This is a genomic window from Polaribacter sp. Hel_I_88, from assembly GCF_000687935.1.
GTDB lineage: Bacteria > Bacteroidota > Bacteroidia > Flavobacteriales > Flavobacteriaceae > Polaribacter.
Genome location: NZ_JHZZ01000001.1, coordinates 3,372,426 through 3,388,607, shown reverse-complemented (window position 1 = coordinate 3,388,607; position 16,182 = coordinate 3,372,426). Strand labels below are relative to the sequence as shown.

Here is a 16,182-nt window from a genome sequence, read left to right as displayed (position 1 = left end):
TCATAATCTTTTAAATGCAAATATTAGTACTTTTATACTTTTAATACATTATGAGTTTAGAAATTATTTTTGAAGATGATTACATTATTTGTGTAAATAAACCTAACAATGTTTTGGTACATCATGCTTTTTTATCTAGAAATGTGGGTGATGAAGATTCACTTTTACAACTAATTGAAAAACAAATGGGTATTAAAGTATATCCAGTGCATAGATTAGATAGAAAAACGTCTGGCTTAATTCTATTAGCAAAAGAGAAAGAATATGTATCTAAATTTCAAGAATTATTTACTGAAAAGCAAATACAAAAAATCTATTTTGGCGTAGTTCGAGGTTTTTCACCTGAATCCAAAACCATCGATTCTCCTGTAAAAGGACGAGATGCCAACGTGCATAAAGAAGCCTTAACCTATTTAAGAACATTGGCAAACATCACCTTAAACATTCCTGTAAAACCCTACGATTCTTCACGTTATAGTTTGGTGGAGTTTTTGCCACAAACAGGGAGAATGCATCAATTAAGAGTACATTCCAATAAAATTAGTCATCCTTTAATTGGTGATGCAAAGTATGGTGATAAAAATCACGATGTAATGTTTGAAGAAAATTTTGGTTGGAAAAATTTGTTTCTACATGCAGGAAAACTCGAGTTTACACATCCTTTTTCATCAGAAAAAATGATTTTAAAAGGTGCTTTTCCAAAAGATTGGTTGGATTTATTTGAGGAATTTAAATGGGAAAATCCTTTGTTGTAAAATAGTTCTGACACAGAGAATCACAGAGGAAAAAACGCTGAGTTTCACAGAGAATTTTTTAAAAAATAATTCTATTTAAAGAATATCATTAAGTTTACACTTCAATCAGTTGACATTTGAATCAATTCAATTATCAATTTATCAATTTTTAAGATATAAAAAAACCTACAAGGTTTTGGAAACCTTGCAGGTTGAAAGAAATATTTGCAGACTCTGCGAATCTCCGTGAAAAAACTCTGTGAATCTCTGTGAAATAATTTTATTATGGATAATAATTATAAAACTACTGCTCTATAGAATGAGATTCAAAACCAATCAAATCGCCATTTTCAAATCTTGGTGATACTTCTATAGGATTGCAACAAACCTCACAATCTTCTATATAGGTTTGGTGTCTTACACTGCTGTCTAATATCATGGAAATGTCTTCCCAACAATAAGGACATTGAAAAAAATGTTCTTGTTCCACTACTCCTCAATTACTTTTAAAACTAATTTTCCGTTTTTATCTCCAGAAAATAATCTGTTATATGTATCATGAAAGTTTTCTATACCCTCATAAATATCTTCTCTCGATTTTAATTTTCCTTCTTGCATCCAAGAACCCATTTGTTTTGCAGCAATTCCAAAATCTTTGGTATAATCCATTACAACCATTCCTTGCATGGTAGATCTTGTTACTAAAAGTGATAAATAATTACTTGGACCATCAATTTTAGCTTTGTTGTTATATTGAGAAATTGCACCACAAATAACAACTTTTGCATGCATTCTCAATTTGCTTAATGCAGCATCTAAAATTTTTCCACCAACATTATCAAAATAAATATCAATTCCTTTTGGACATTTTTCTTTTAAAGCCGAGTAAATATTTTCAGATTTGTAATCGATGGCTCCATCAAAACCTAATTCGTGAACTAAATAATCGCATTTTTCTTTTCCACCAGCAATTCCAATGACTGTGCAGCCTTTAATTTTTGCAATTTGTCCAACAATACTTCCAACAGCACCAGCAGCTCCAGAAACCAAAACAATATCACCTTCTTTTACTTTGCCTACTTCTGTAATTCCAAAATAGGCTGTCATTCCAGGCATTCCTAAAGTACCAATATAGGTTGGCATTGGCGCTAAACGCGTATCAACTTTATACCAACTTTTACCATCTGTAACATTATATTGTTGCACACCTCCCCAACTCGTAACTACATCACCAATCTCAAAATTCGGATTTCCATTATTTTTAATCACTTTGCCAATAGAACCAGCTCTCATAACATCACCTATTTGAACAGGAGGAATGTAAGATTTGGAATCATTCATCCAACCACGCATTGCAGGATCTAAAGAAATATAATGTTGCTCTACTAAAATTTCTCCTTCTTCTAACTCAGGAATTGAGTTTGTTTCTAATTGCCAAGTATCTGCATCTGGAACTCCAGAAGGTCTTTTTTTAAATATAATTTGCTTATTGTTCATTGATGTTTTTTTGTATTAAATATTTTTTTATTGGGTGAGAGATTTATTTGAAACAACAATAGTTTTTGCCCATAAATCTCCAACTCGTTGATTATTTTCAGTATTTTTTATTGTAATAATTCCTACAGCTCCAAAAAAGAACATATCAATTGGATCAAGTAAATGTCTTTTAAAAGATTCTCCAAAAGTTAATTTTCTATTTTCCTCATTTAAAGGAATAGCTTTTAATCTTACTAATGAATTTCCAATAGTTGCACCAAGTCCAATTTCTATTCCAACAGTCATCAGAAACCAAACAATTATAGGAATTAAAGCAGGAGCTCCATTTAATGAATATCCACCTTCGTTATTTGGTTCTCCAATTGTGTAAATAGTAAAAATTGTAAACCCAAAAATAATAAAGTAATCTACTAAACCAGCTACAAATCGATTTCCAATATTTGGTTCAGTTTTAATATTTTGCATCTCTCATAAAATTTCTAAAAAAGTAAATATAATCAATAATTATACAAATCTAAAATTGCTTTTTTTACGTTAGATTTTCCTAAATATTGTTGTTCTAAATCAGATTGAAAAGGAATTGGTGTTTCTAAACTCGCCACTCTTTTTACAGGTGCATCTAAAAATTCAAAACAATTCTCTGTAATTAATGCAGAAATATCACTTGCAATACCACCAAACAAAGTGTCTTCTTGTACAATTAGTATTTTACCCGTTTTTTTAGCAGATGAAAAAATAGTTTCTACATCCAAAGGTTGTAGAGTTCTTAAATCGATTACATCCGCAGATATTTCTTTTAGATTTTCTAAAACCTCTAAAACCCAATGCACTGCTGCTCCATAACTTATAATTGTTATGTTTTTTCCTTCTTTTAAAAGTGTTGCTTTTCCTATTGCTGTAGTATAATAGCCTTCAGAAACTTCCTGATAAACAGATCGATACAATCCCTTGTGCTCAAAAAACAACACAGGGTTTGGGTCTTCAATTGCACTTGCCAACAATCCTTTTGCATCTTGAGGAAATGCAGGATACACTACTTTTAATCCTGGTGTTTTTGTAAACCAAGCTTCATTGGTTTGGCTATGAAAAGGACCAGCACCTACTCCTGCTCCACAAGGCATTCTTATAACAACATCAGCTTTTTCATTCCATCTATAATGAGATTTTGCCAACAAATTTACAATAGGATTAAATCCAGAAGAAACAAAATCTGCAAATTGCATTTCTACTAAAGCTTTCATTCCATTAATGGACAAACCATACCCAGCAGCCACAATTGCAGATTCGCAAATAGGTGTATTTCTAACACGCTCTTTGCCAAATTTCTCCACAAAACCATCTGTAATTTTAAAAACGCCTCCATATTCTGCTACATCTTGTCCCATAATTACCAAATCATCGAACTTTTGCATAGATAACTCTAAACTCTCAGAAATAGCATCAACAAAACGTATATTTTTTTTAATTGCTGATGGTTTTATTTCTTGATTTTCAAAAGGTTTGTAAACATCATTTAATTCCGTTTCTAAATTGGGAATTATTTTTTCTTCATCAAAAGCCAATTGTAAATGTTCATTTATTTCTGTAGTGATTTCTTCTTTATATTGATATGAAATTTCATCAGTTAAAATTCCATGCTCTTTTAAGAAACGTTCAAAATTTTCTAAAGGATCTTTTTCAGCCCATTCTTTCATCAAATTTTCAGGAACATATTTTGTGCCACTAGCTTCTTCATGACCACGCATTCTAAAAGTTTTGAATTCCAATAAAATAGGTCTAGGATTCTCTCGAATACTTTTGACCAACTCATCTACTTTGGTATATACTTCTAAAATATTATTTCCATCAATAATATGACTTTCCATACCATAACCAATACCTTTATCAGCAATATTTGTACAATTAAACTGCTCTGAAGTTGGTGTAGATAAGCCATACCCATTATTTTCTACACAAAACAAAACAGGTAGTTTCCATACAGAAGCCACATTTAAAGCTTCATGAAAGTCCCCTTCACTTGTTCCACCTTCACCTGTAAAAACAGCGCAAACTTTGTTATTATTCTTTAATTTATTGGCTAATGCAATTCCGTCTGCGATGCCTAATTGTGGTCCTAAATGAGAAATCATACCAACAATATGATATTCTTGTGTTCCAAAATGGAAACTTCGATCTCTTCCTTTTGTAAAACCATTCATTTTACCTTGCCATTGAGAAAACAGTCGATTTAAAGGAATTTCTCTTGTGGTAAAAACACCCAAATTTCTGTGCATTGGTAAAATATATTCGTCTTTTTGCAAAGCAGCAGTAACTCCCACAGCAATTGCTTCTTGACCAATTCCTGCAAACCATTTCGATATTTTTCCTTGACGTAAAAGAATTAGCATCTTTTCTTCTATCAATCTAGGTTTAAGCATCGCTTTGTATAAGTACAAAACTTTAGCATTATCTAGATTTGGATGGAAAACATAGTTAATATTAGAGGTCATAAGTGTTGTATTTTACAATATGAAAGATAAAATAATTTTGTGCCATAAAAAAATCCCTATCAAATTAAATTGATAAGGACTTTTCGTTTATTGGTTGGTTGAATTTGGTTTATAAGTCTGCAAAAATTGCGTGCATCATTCTCTTTTTATCATTTATGCTTTCTTCAAGAGCAATCATTGTTTCTGTTCTGTTAACTCCAGGTATATCGTCTATTGCGTAAATAATATCTTTAGCATCATTGGTGCTTTTTGCTCTTACTTTACAGAAAATATTATATTTCCCTGCAGTAACATAGGCAACAGTTACGTTTGGTATTTTTCTTAAATTCTCAATAACATTCTGCGTCATTGATGTTTTTTCTAAATAAATCCCTACATGAGCTATAAATGAATACCCCATTTTTTCGTAGTTCAATGTTAATGTAGAACCTTGGATAATTCCTTCATCTTCCATTTTTTTTACACGAACATGAATAGTTCCAGCAGAAACCAACAACTGTTTAGCAATGTCTGTAAATGGTGTTCTTGCGTTTTCTATCAAGATATCTAAAATCTGATGATCAATTTCGTCTAGAATGAATTTTTTCATAATTTATGTATTATTCAATTTATAATGCAAATTTATGAATTTAATTTAACTAAACAATCTTAAAATTGATAAATACTTAATAAATATTCGCTTCGAAAACGATTTCGTGATGTCCTATTTTACTTTTTAGGCTATTTTCTGCTACTTTTTCTAATTTTGAAACCAATTTATTTTCAATTATTTCATCTTTATATTGATATGCTTCGTCATTTTTATCGTTCGAAAAACGATGAATTACATCATAGAAAATTTTATCATTATTTGGAATTTTAAAATAATCTTCAAAATCCGAAAATGAGTTTGTAGTTGCAATGTGATACATTCCTTGTAGTATGGAATAAAATGTATATTCTCTAGATTTTTCTCGTTGATAATCGTCAGGATAATGACCTGATTCAATCAAAATTGTATTATAGCCTAGTTTTTGAAAATTATCACCTGTTGCTGTTGGGTAAAATTCATCTGTATATCTACCCACAAAATTTGGGATTATTTGTTGCAACATCATATTCATAGCTACAATCACATTCATGGTTTGTTTTCTTCCCTCAGTAATTGCCCTAGTTTCTTCTTCAGAAGGTGCTAAAAAAGAAATCGTTGCAGGATTCTTAGTGCCTTCTACTCCAAAAATAGTTCGTTGATCATGTAAATTAAAACAGAACTGCGGATTGAATTCTTCTAATATTCCTCTTAACAATTTACTTTCTTTAGCAACTCTATCAACAGCATCTCTGTTTAAATCGATATTATTTCCATTTACTCTTGTGTAGGCTTGAGCTCCATCAGGATTTAACATCGGAATAAACACCAACGTGCACTCTTTTAAAATGGTTTCTAATTCATCAACTTTTGAATTCGAAAAACAATTAAAAACATCAAATAAAGCTCTTGTTGCTGTACTTTCATTTCCATGCATTTGACTCCAAAGCAAAACTCGTTTTTTACCCGAACCAATTTTCAAAGTATATATAGGTCTTTCTTGTTCCGAAAAACCAAGTTGCTTTATCTGAAATGCAGCTTTGTGTTTTTGAAATAAATTTTCAATATCCTCGAAAGTAATCCACTTCCCAAAAAGGGAACTTTCTTTATGTTGTTTAAAAATATCTTTTAAAAAAGTAGTCGATAATGTATGCACTGTTTGGTTGTTTAGAATTACAAATTTACACTTTTGAAAACTAGTAAACAACCATAAGTTACAATTGTAAACCAATAAAAATGTACAATTGTAAACATTTAGAACTTTATTTTTATGTTACTTTTGTAAACTTTTAGCAGGCCGTTTTCCATAAATCATAAAATGAAATACATTTATTTTTCATAGTAATGTTTTGTGGTTTTATTTTTTATTAATGTGTTTTAATTCAACACTTTGTGTGTAATAATTGAAGTTTTTGTTTAATATTAAAAAACATGATAAAATAGATTTAAAAGATATCTTTTTGTAGCTACTTGTTTTTAATTTACATTTGTAATACAATCAATATTTACAATGATAAACAGTTTAGAGTTTACAACGAGAATCAAAAAGGTGATGGATCATCATGAATTGTCAGCCTCTTTATTTGCTGATAAAATAGGTGTGCAACGTTCTAGTATTTCGCACATTTTGTCTGGTAGAAATAAACCAAGTCTCGATTTTATTTTAAAAATTACAACCGAATTTGAGGATGTAGATTTACAATGGTTGATCAATGGCGTTGGTTTTTTTCCTAAAAAAGCAACTCAAAAAGAGGTTGCTCCTACTCCAACTTTATTTGAAACAAATGTTAATGATGGAAAAAAAATTCAACGAATTGTCGTTTTTTATAAGGATGGTACTTTTGATGAATACTTAAAATGAGTTCAGGGTTCAGAGTTATGAGTTATGAGTTTAAGGTTTAGAATTTAAAACTGAAACCTTAATTACAACAAAATGTCTGTTCGCGTGATTTTTCTTTTTCGAAAAATTGTATCGAGAACTTGTTCATAATCTCAATTCGAATTCTCAACTGCGCTCGAACAGACAGTAAAATACTTTATAATAAAATTAAAAATCTAACTAAATTTAAAATCATACTTTAGTATTGATGAAAAAAATTGAAATCAGAACCGTAAATGTTACGCAATATTTACAACCTTTAAGAGAAGGTGGTTCTTTGCCAGCAATCGTAAAAGCAGACGATGGCTTTTTATATGTGCTAAAATTTAGAGGTGCAGGTCAAGGTAAAAAGGCTTTAATTGCCGAGTTTATTGGTGGGGAATTAGCAAGAGCCTTAGGTTTAAAAGTACCTGAATTGGTTTTTATAAACTTAGATGATTCCTTCAGCAAAACTGAACCTGATGAAGAAATTCAAGATTTGCTAAAGTTTAGTGTGGGTCTAAATTTGGGTTTGCATTATTTATCGAGTGCAATTACCTACGATCCTTTGGTTTCTAAAGTGGATGCTTTTACAGCTTCAAAAGTGGTGATTTTAGATAGTTTAATCAGCAATATAGACAGAACTGCCAAAAACACAAACCTTTTAAATTGGCATGATGAATTGTGGATTATTGATAATGGTGCAAGTTTCTATTTTCATCATAATTGGCAAACTTGGGAAAATCATTTAACAAGAACTTTTCCGTTGATAAAAGATCATGTTTTATTACCAAAGGCAACTGAATTACAAGAAGCTTCATCAACCATAAAAAAGTTAATAACGAAAGAGGTTATTGCTGAAATAATTGATAAAATTCCCGAAGATTGGTTAATTAGCGAAGGTGATTTTTTGAATCCGACAGAAATAAGAGCAGCCTACAACACTTTTTTAAATGCAAAATTGGCAATGCTAGATGAACTTGTAAAAGAAGCCGAAAATGCAAGATAAAGTCACCTTTGAATACGCTATAATTCGTCTTGTGCCAAAAGTGGAACGAGAAGAATTCTTTAATATTGGTGTTATTTTATTCTCAAAGAGAAAGAAATATTTGGACATCAAATTTTACATCAATCCAGAAAAATTAAAAGTGATGGCTCCTGAATTAGAGTTAGATCGATTAAACGAATATTTAAATGCCTGGAAAATCATTTGTGATGGAAAAAAATCCGCAGGAAAAATTGGCGAATTTGAAATTTCTGACAGATTTAGATGGTTAGCAGCTTGTAGAAGTACCATCATTCAGAGTTCTAAAACGCATTCTGGTTTGTGTACCTTTCCTGAAAAAGAATTGGAAGCTATATTTGAGGAGTTTGTTTTGTAAATTTTAAAATAAAAAATATCTAATTATGGATCCTTGGGGCTCTTTAACCATGTTGCTTAAAAAACAAGAAGTTGCTAAGAACAGAAAAGCAGCTTTAAAATATGAACTTCAAAAAAGAAGAGAAGTTTTATTAAAAGGAGGTGCTCGAAAAGAAATGGAATTCCCTGAAATTTCTAAAACTGATATAACAATTTTAAAAGAAGGAATTAGAAGAAAACACAAAGCTGATCAAACTAAAAATATAATAATTTATATATTATTTTTTATACTCGTTTTATTTCTAATCTATTATGTTGTTGTCAACACAAAATGGGAAGCTATCAATGGTATTTAGAATATCCACTTTTTTTCAACAGTTTTTTCCTTTCTATTAAAGGAAGAAATCACACACGCATGTTCAATTTTATATTATCAACTTTATGAGAATTCTCCTAAAAAATTGAAATGACAAGTTTGGGGTTTACTCTTTATTTAAATAATCAATCTTGAGCATCTTCCAAACCCCAAGTATCTAAACTTCTCAAAATATTTTCTAGTGATTTTCCTCTTTCACTTAAGGAATACTCAACTTTAGGAGGTACAACAGGAAAAATTTCTCTTACAACAAGTCCGTCTTTTTCTAATTCTCTAATACTTTGCGTAAACATTTTGTTGGAAATTCCAGTGATTTTCTTCTGTAAAACTCCAGAACGTAAAGAACCATCTAAAAGATGAAATAAAATTAAAGGTTTCCATTTCGTCCCTATTAAATTCATGGTATAATGCAAAGGACAGTTAATATTTTTATTCAATTTTATAAATTTATCATGTTGATAATCAATATTTTACTCTTTTAAGTAACTATACCACTTTTTAGTAAGTTATTGTTTAATAGGTAAATATAAATTAATTTTGACATCTAAAATCTCAATTATGAAAGAAAATCAAGAGTATCCTAAATCATTTTCACATATAGGCATTACAGTTCCTAATATTAAAGAAGCCGTAAAATTTTATTCAGAAGTGATGGGATGGTATGTAATCATGGAACCATCTACTATAAAAAAAGAAACAGAAACTGCCATTGGTCAAATGTGTATTGACGTTTTTGGAGATGATTGGACTGAATTTGAAATTGCGCACTTAGCAACTTCAGATGGCATTGGTATTGAATTATTTTCATTTCCAAATGGCGTAAAAGAAGCTCCTGAATTCAATCCTTTTAATACAGGTTTGTTTCATTTTTGCATACAAGATCCAAATATCGAAGCATTGATTGAAAAAATTGTTTCTTATGGAGGAAAACAAAGAATGCCTATTAGAGAATATTATCCAAAAGATAAGCCTTTTAAAATGTGTTATGTAGAAGATCCTTTTGGAATTGTTTTTGAAATTTACACTCATAGTTATGAGTTAACGTATTCTTCAGGAGCGTATTCAAAATAAGAAAGTTTTATTGAGTTAAACACTTTTACATAAAATTAACATCCAGTTTTGTCATTTGGACTAAAAGAGAAATCACACAAGTTGCTCAATTTTGTGTTATCATTTTTATGAGATTTCTCCTAAAAAGTCGAAATGACAAGTTTGTGATTATTTATGGTTTAACCTTTAAAGAACTCGCAATTAAATCAGCTTTTACTGTTTTTTTAGGCACTTTAAAATCGAAATAATCTTCTAAAGGAATTTCAAAACCTTTGTAATTCAAGTAATTATTTAAAGCGATATTTAAACCTTGACTGTATAAATGATGTTCTGCTCCTGTTGGGTCTTCATGATACAAATCGTTTTCTGCAAAGCCCTCAAACTTGGGTCCAACAATTTTTATTTGGAATTCATCAGGGTTTTTACCAACTGGACTGTGACTTGTACATGCAAATTGATGCCAAAAAGCAGACTGAATGCAATTATGCTGAAATAACTGACGCACAACTTCTAAAGAATCAATGGTTTCTTGCGCAGTTTCTGTAGGGAAACCAAACATTAAATAGGCATGTACCATAATATTTTCGTTCGAAAAAGCTTTGGTAACTCTCGCAACTTGTGCAATATCAACACCTTTTTTCATTTTTGCCAGCAATCTGTCTGAAGCTACTTCCAAACCTCCAGTGACAGCAATACAACCAGATTTTGATAATAAGGCACACAATTCAGGCGTAAATGTTTTTTCAAAACGAATGTTCGTCCACCAAGTGATGTGAATTTTACGTGCTATTAATGCATTTGCCAACGCTCTCAACATTTTTGGTGGTGCAGCTTCATCCACAAAATGAAAACCTGTAACACCTGTTTCTGATATTATTTGCTCAATTTTATTCACCAAATCATCAGCTGTGGTGTTTTGGTAATTGCCAATATAATCTAAAGTTACATCGCAAAAAGAACATTGTTTCCAATAACAACCATGAGAAATGGTAAGTTTATTCCACTTTCCATCAGACCACATTCTGTGCATGGGATTCATCACATCTAAAAACGACAAATATTTTGCAGTTGGCAAACCAATATAACTTGGTGCAGGTAAATTTTTATGATGAAAAATAGTATTTGGTTTTTTATCAGCATATAAAACCTTGTTATTTTTACAGATATAGGTTCTTTCTAGTTGCTCCTCTCCTATTTTATGCTCTAAAAATTCGGTGATTTTTAATAACGGACCTTCTCCATCATCTAACGTAATAAAATCTACAAAATTAAAAATTCTTGGATCTGATAAACGTCTTAATTCTGTGTTGCAATATCCACCTCCAAAAGCAATTTTAAGGTTTGGATATGCTCTTTTAATAAATTGAGCACATCTTAAAGCCGAAAATAAATTACCAGGAAAAGGAATTGTAAAACAAACTAAATCATAGGTGTCTTGTTTAATTTGCTCCTCTAGAATGTACAACATTTCATCTTCAATCAAGGTGGTTTCGTATTCCAAAAACTCATCTAATTGATCGAAGCTAGAAGCTGTTCTGCCCAATTGTTCTGCATATCTTGTAAAGGAGAAAAACTCATCTACATTGGCATTTATAAAATCGCCCAATTCTTCTACAAACAAGGTTGCAATGTGTTTTGCTTTGTCTAAAATGCCTAGTTTGCCAAATTCGGTTGATAAATCTTTGTTTAATTTGATACGTCTGTGTCCATGAGGTAAAAAATCTTTGTGCACAATTTGATATGCTGCTGTAACTTCTTGCACACGCAAATACTGCATTACAGTATCTACTTTATTGATGTATTCTTCTCGCTGATTATACACCAAAGGCAAATCTATATTGCCTAATAAATCTGCTTGTTTAAAAATAGCATCGATAAATTCTTTGGTAAACACAGCTGTAAACAACTCGATACTTAAATCCATTTGCGTTGCTTTTACATTTTTGGAATTTAGAAATCCTTTAATATAGGCAGTTGCAGGATAGGCAGTATTTAACTGCGTAAATGGTGGCGTTATTAAAAGTGTGTTTATGGACATAAATAATTGTGAAGTGCAAAGATAGTGTGTGAGTTGGGAAAAGTGATGAAAAATGTATTTGGTTTTTGAAGAATAACTTTTTGTGGATAAGTTTCAGTAAGTTAGGGTGTTTTTCCTGTTGATTTTATTGATTAAAAGACGAAATTAGCTAAATAAGAATATCACAAACTTGTTCTAAACTTAAAGCAGTTTTTAGAACGCTACACATATTAATTTTTTGTATACTACATTAAAAATACGTTATAAATCAATGGCAGAAGAAAAAATAAAAACAAATATTCAATTTCAGAATATTGCACCAATTAAAAACCTAACAAGATTAATTTCTTCAAATTCTCTCAAAATTGGTGTTTTTGCAAATAACGGAAGTGGAAAAACTTTTATCAGTCGTTTATTTAGACTAACAGAAAACAAAAATGAATTAGTACTTCAAAATGAAATTAGTCCAACTGATAAATTAATTACAATTGGAAAATCCAATAGCAATTTTTCCTTTTCGGTAATTGACAAGAATGGAATTACGCAAGAAGATTTCAAAATGGAATTACAAAAAGGAGTTATTCCAAATATTCCTAAAACTAAATACACTTATCATACATTTAATCAAGATTATGTTGAAGAAAACATAAGTGCACTGAGTTATGAAAAAGATAGCGAAATTGAAGGGTTTATTCTTGGGAAGATAAACATTGACTTGAAAGAAGATGAAGAAAAATTATCAAAAATAGAAAAAGAAGGTATTGATTTAAATCAACAAATAAAAATTGAGGCAGAAAAATATATCAAGGAAAACGTCAGTAATATTCAAAATATTAGGAGATTAGGCGATTACAAAATATTAGAATTTCAAAACATCTTTAATGGAATATAGAAAGATAAATATAATATCTCAAAAACATTTGAAGAACTAATTCAAGATTACAACAAAATTAAATCTGTTCCTGAAAATTTAGACGATATTAAACAAATTGAACTATTAAAATTAGATTTAAACTTAATAAATGAAATTAAAGAAAATTGTTTTAAAGAATATAGTTTGAGTTCTTTAGCAAAAGAATTTAAAGATAAAATAAAAAGAAAACAACTCTTTGTTGAAACAGGTATTGGGTTAATCGATTCTGCAGAAAAAAATTGTCCATTCTGCGAACAAAATTTAGAAAAAGATGCTTTAAATTTAATAGACAATTATACAGCTTATCTAAATGATGTTGAGGCAAATACTATAAAGCTATTTAAAGATTACGAAACCACTCTTGATAAATATTTAATTGCAATTACGAACATTGAAATTCAAAACACTAAAAGAATAAATGATTTTAATATATACAAAACTAAATATATTCCTTCAAGTGAAGATATTGAGCTAAAAGGTTTAGATATTGAGCTTATAAAAGAACAAATTGGGTTTTTAATAAAAATTGTTCAAGATAAAATTAAAAATATAAATAAATCCATTGATTTAACTGATTTACAAATCCAGAGTTTACATGACTCAGAAACACTATTTAATGGAATTTTATCTTCAAACAATGAAGAAATTGAAACTATCAATAAGAAAAAAGACAAAATTGGAGATGAAAACAAATCCACCAGAAAAGAGATAATTAAGTGTACTTATAATCATTTGATTGATGAACACAAGAGCAGTATTGAAAGTGTTATAAAATTAAGAGCTCAATGGAAATCTTTGTACAATGAAATAAAGAAAAAAAGAGAGCAACAAAAAATCAGCAAAAAAGAAAAAGTATCTGCAACTATAAAAACAGTTCTTAATTACTTTTTTGCAGAAAAGTATACTTTAGACGATGAAAATTTCAGATTGATATTTGACAAAAATACGCTTGAAAAAGACCAAGCAAAAAACATACTAAGTGAAGGAGAAAAAAACATTGTTGCATTCGCATATTTTATTGGAGACACTCACTTAAAAGTTGAAATCGAAGATGACTATCAAAAATTATTTTTTGTAATTGATGACCCAATTTCAAGTATGGATTTTTCACACGTTTATACTTTATGTGGTGTCATAAGAGATATATCAAAAATTATAGATAAATTAAAACGTGAAAGATTCCTTGTTTTAACGCATAATAATGATTTTATGCGTGTATTAGTTTCAAATAATATTATTGATAAAAAATTACTTCTTAAAAAAGGGGAACTTATAGATTTCAACAATAATTTAACTGTTCCCTACATAAATCATCTGATGGATATTTATGAAATCTGTAGAAAAAATGGAATTCCAACACACACAACTGCAAATTCAATTAGACATATAATTGAAACATTAACAAAATTTGAAAAGATTGATGTCACAGGAGATAGTATTTCTAAATATATCAAGGAAAATATTAAAGATGACACTAAATCATATACATTAATTAATGATTTATCTCATGGAGGTTGGAGAACAGAACAAGCACCCATTAATGAAGACGATTATATTGAAATATGTGAAACATTAATAAAGCATATTGAAACAAAATATGTTGGACAGGTTGAATATTGTAAGAAAATATGCAAGTAAAGCACATAATTAATTTTATATAATTTCACCTCACAAAACAACTCTCCAACATCTCATACAATTCTGGATGTTTTCTTTTTAGCAATTTAGGTCTTTCAAAAAAGTATTCTCCAGCTACTGCTAAAAACTCAGTTTGAGAAGTGCCTCCATAATTTCTGATGTCGGATTTATCTTTATTGATTTCTTCCATTTTTTTATGTACCAATTGCAAATACGGAATTGTATATTGCTTGTCTAACAAAGCATTTGGAATTCCATCAATAACACCATCTGCCTTGTCTAACAAATGAATAAATTCGTGAATGCCTGTGTTGCCTTTGTCAGTTTTGTTGCTAAAACCATGATGCAAAGCTTTTCGAGACAAAATCATGTGGTTTTCAAATCTTCCTGTACCCACCAAACCTGCAATATTTCTGCCTTTTGTTTTACTGTTGAATTGCAAATCTTCATCAAAATAATCAGGATAAATTAAAACGTTTGTTAAATTGCAATAGTTCCAATTTGGGAAACGAAATACAGGAATTACGGCACTTGCTGCAATTAAGATTTTGTCTAATTCTTCCAGCTCAAAGTGAATTGCTTCAATAGTTGTAGCTTCTAAAAACCGAACCATTTTAGCTTTAAAAAGGGTTTGTTCTTCTTTGGTTAACTTTTTATAAAACAATACGTTTTGTAGTAATCTTTGGTGCCAATGTTCAGGAACTATAATACTTTTTAAAGGAAATGTTTTGGGTGTTTTCTTGGGTTTTAAACCCACAAACAAAATGATTAACAAAATAACAATTGCAAGTAGATAACTCATTTTATTTTTTGGAAAACCTTTAGATTTTTAGAAAAGGAAGTTTAAAAACTTGCTTATTTTTTTTCGGCTAAAAACGTTTTACTTTTCTCGTTAAGCAACTCTAAAAACTTAATTTCATTCCCATAATTTAGTAAGTTAAAATCAAAGGTATCATCTTCTACATATCTGATAAACTCTTCTACTCTGTGTTCTGGAATGTTAAAATTATCAACTAAAAAACTAGAACCTAAATAATATTTAACGTATTCTGCAGGAACTTCTGGAATTCCAGCTGCTTTTTTGTCTTTTACTTCTGCCCTAAAAAGCGGAATTAATAATTGATCAACAACATTTACAATATTTAAACCATCTACCAACCTATTTTCATATGTGATTACATCATCTGGTTTTTCATTGATTCGAGTATCAATTGCACTAGGTTTGATGCTAAAATACATTACATCTTTTTTCTGAATAAATTTTGATGCAATGTTGATATCAGCATTCAAATTTCCAGTCATTCTGTTATCGGCAACAATAATAATCTCGTCTAATTTATTGACTTCTTCAATTAAAAAAAGACTTAATCTTTTCGATTCTAAAATATATTCGTTTATTCTAAGATCAAAATTCTTATACTCTAAAGCTTTCACTTCAATCAAATCATTTAAAGCCACTTTAATTTCGAATTCTCCTTTTGCATTAGAAACAGTTCCAAGATTTGTTGTAGCGTTAAAAATAACAATACCTTCCACATCATTGCCTTCAACGATTATTTTACCATTAATCGTTTCTCTAAATAAATCTTGAGAAGATGTTGTTAAACTAGCAAACACTAAAAGAAGTAAGAAAATTTTTTTCATAATATATTTTTATGGGATAAAATTAATCGATTTCAATT

At 29.7% G+C, this 16,182-nt stretch carries 18 protein-coding genes; 8 read left to right on the top strand and 10 right to left on the bottom strand.

Features of this window, described 5'->3' with window-relative positions; translation table 11 throughout:
* Nucleotides 1-50 precede the first annotated feature (50 nt).
* Entirely contained in the window at nt 51-755 is a 705-nt protein-coding gene (locus P161_RS0115035; RefSeq protein ID WP_026777737.1) for a pseudouridine synthase, read from the top strand.
* Nucleotides 756-1,038: 283 nt separating this feature from the next.
* Here the strand turns inward: P161_RS0115035 and P161_RS19395 are convergent, their stop codons facing one another.
* The 6 genes from P161_RS19395 to P161_RS18740 form a co-directional block, all read right to left on the bottom strand.
* Nucleotides 1,039-1,224 carry a CPXCG motif-containing cysteine-rich protein gene (locus P161_RS19395; RefSeq protein WP_036841564.1) on the bottom strand — a complete coding sequence of 62 codons (186 nt, stop codon included), beginning with the start codon at nt 1,222-1,224 and terminating at the stop codon, nt 1,039-1,041.
* Complete coding sequence (locus P161_RS0115025; protein ID WP_026777736.1) at nt 1,224-2,231, bottom strand: NADP-dependent oxidoreductase; 1,008 nt, start codon at nt 2,229-2,231, stop codon at nt 1,224-1,226. Before P161_RS0115025 ends, P161_RS19395 begins: the two co-directional genes overlap by 1 nt.
* 27 nt (nt 2,232-2,258) lie before the next feature.
* The gene (locus P161_RS0115020; RefSeq protein ID WP_026777735.1) at nt 2,259-2,696 is read right to left on the bottom strand and encodes an RDD family protein; all 438 of its coding nucleotides are present in this window, start codon (nt 2,694-2,696) and stop codon (nt 2,259-2,261) included.
* Nucleotides 2,697-2,728: 32 nt separating this feature from the next.
* Nucleotides 2,729-4,720, bottom strand: a complete 1,992-nt coding sequence (locus P161_RS0115015) for a thiamine pyrophosphate-dependent enzyme (RefSeq protein ID WP_026777734.1) — start codon at nt 4,718-4,720, stop codon at nt 2,729-2,731.
* A gap of 109 nt (nt 4,721-4,829) precedes the next feature.
* On the bottom strand, nt 4,830-5,309 hold the full coding sequence (locus P161_RS0115010) for an Lrp/AsnC family transcriptional regulator (RefSeq protein ID WP_026777733.1): 480 nt from the start codon (nt 5,307-5,309) through the stop codon (nt 4,830-4,832).
* Between the two features lie 76 nt (nt 5,310-5,385).
* On the bottom strand, nt 5,386-6,444 hold the full coding sequence (locus P161_RS18740) for a M14 metallopeptidase family protein (RefSeq protein ID WP_036841971.1): 1,059 nt from the start codon (nt 6,442-6,444) through the stop codon (nt 5,386-5,388).
* Between the two features lie 354 nt (nt 6,445-6,798).
* On the opposite strand from P161_RS18740, the gene P161_RS0115000 reads away from it, so the two are divergent.
* The 4 genes from P161_RS0115000 to P161_RS0114985 all read left to right on the top strand — a co-directional run bounded on the left by P161_RS0115000 (nt 6,799) and on the right by P161_RS0114985 (nt 8,862).
* Nucleotides 6,799-7,149, top strand: a complete 351-nt coding sequence (locus P161_RS0115000) for a helix-turn-helix domain-containing protein (RefSeq protein ID WP_026777732.1) — start codon at nt 6,799-6,801, stop codon at nt 7,147-7,149.
* A 226-nt stretch (nt 7,150-7,375) separates the two neighbouring features.
* A complete protein-coding gene (locus P161_RS0114995; RefSeq protein ID WP_026777731.1) occupies nt 7,376-8,155 on the top strand; it encodes a HipA family kinase in 780 nt (259 codons plus the stop codon).
* The gene (locus P161_RS0114990) at nt 8,145-8,528 is read left to right on the top strand and encodes a DUF3037 domain-containing protein (protein ID WP_026777730.1); all 384 of its coding nucleotides are present in this window, start codon (nt 8,145-8,147) and stop codon (nt 8,526-8,528) included. Before P161_RS0114995 ends, P161_RS0114990 begins: the two co-directional genes overlap by 11 nt.
* Before the next feature lie 25 nt (nt 8,529-8,553).
* Nucleotides 8,554-8,862 (top strand): hypothetical protein, encoded by a 309-nt coding sequence (locus tag P161_RS0114985; protein WP_026777729.1) that lies wholly within the window; start codon nt 8,554-8,556, stop codon nt 8,860-8,862.
* A 145-nt stretch (nt 8,863-9,007) separates the two neighbouring features.
* Here the strand turns inward: P161_RS0114985 and P161_RS0114980 are convergent, their stop codons facing one another.
* Nucleotides 9,008-9,319 carry a helix-turn-helix domain-containing protein gene (locus tag P161_RS0114980; RefSeq protein WP_036841560.1) on the bottom strand — a complete coding sequence of 104 codons (312 nt, stop codon included), beginning with the start codon at nt 9,317-9,319 and terminating at the stop codon, nt 9,008-9,010.
* 121 nt (nt 9,320-9,440) lie between these two features.
* Between P161_RS0114980 and P161_RS0114975 the strand changes: the two genes are divergently transcribed.
* Nucleotides 9,441-9,953 carry a VOC family protein gene (locus P161_RS0114975; RefSeq protein ID WP_026777727.1) on the top strand — a complete coding sequence of 171 codons (513 nt, stop codon included), beginning with the start codon at nt 9,441-9,443 and terminating at the stop codon, nt 9,951-9,953.
* Nucleotides 9,954-10,104: 151 nt separating this feature from the next.
* On the opposite strand, the gene P161_RS18735 is transcribed toward P161_RS0114975, so the two are convergent.
* Nucleotides 10,105-11,970, bottom strand: coding sequence for a radical SAM protein (locus P161_RS18735; RefSeq protein ID WP_036841557.1), 1,866 nt, complete (start codon nt 11,968-11,970; stop codon nt 10,105-10,107).
* Between the two features lie 250 nt (nt 11,971-12,220).
* Between P161_RS18735 and P161_RS19810 the strand changes: the two genes are divergently transcribed.
* Both P161_RS19810 and P161_RS18730 read left to right on the top strand, forming a co-directional pair.
* A complete protein-coding gene (locus P161_RS19810; RefSeq protein ID WP_051605767.1) occupies nt 12,221-12,841 on the top strand; it encodes a hypothetical protein in 621 nt (206 codons plus the stop codon).
* Between the two features lie 15 nt (nt 12,842-12,856).
* Entirely contained in the window at nt 12,857-14,500 is a 1,644-nt protein-coding gene (locus tag P161_RS18730) for an AAA family ATPase (protein ID WP_197026373.1), read from the top strand.
* A gap of 25 nt (nt 14,501-14,525) precedes the next feature.
* Here the strand turns inward: P161_RS18730 and P161_RS0114960 are convergent, their stop codons facing one another.
* Nucleotides 14,526-15,302, bottom strand: a complete 777-nt coding sequence (locus tag P161_RS0114960; protein ID WP_026777726.1) for a zinc-dependent peptidase — start codon at nt 15,300-15,302, stop codon at nt 14,526-14,528.
* A 53-nt stretch (nt 15,303-15,355) separates the two neighbouring features.
* On the bottom strand, nt 15,356-16,144 hold the full coding sequence (locus P161_RS0114955) for a membrane protein (protein ID WP_026777725.1): 789 nt from the start codon (nt 16,142-16,144) through the stop codon (nt 15,356-15,358).
* Between the last annotated feature and the right edge of the window lie 38 nt (nt 16,145-16,182).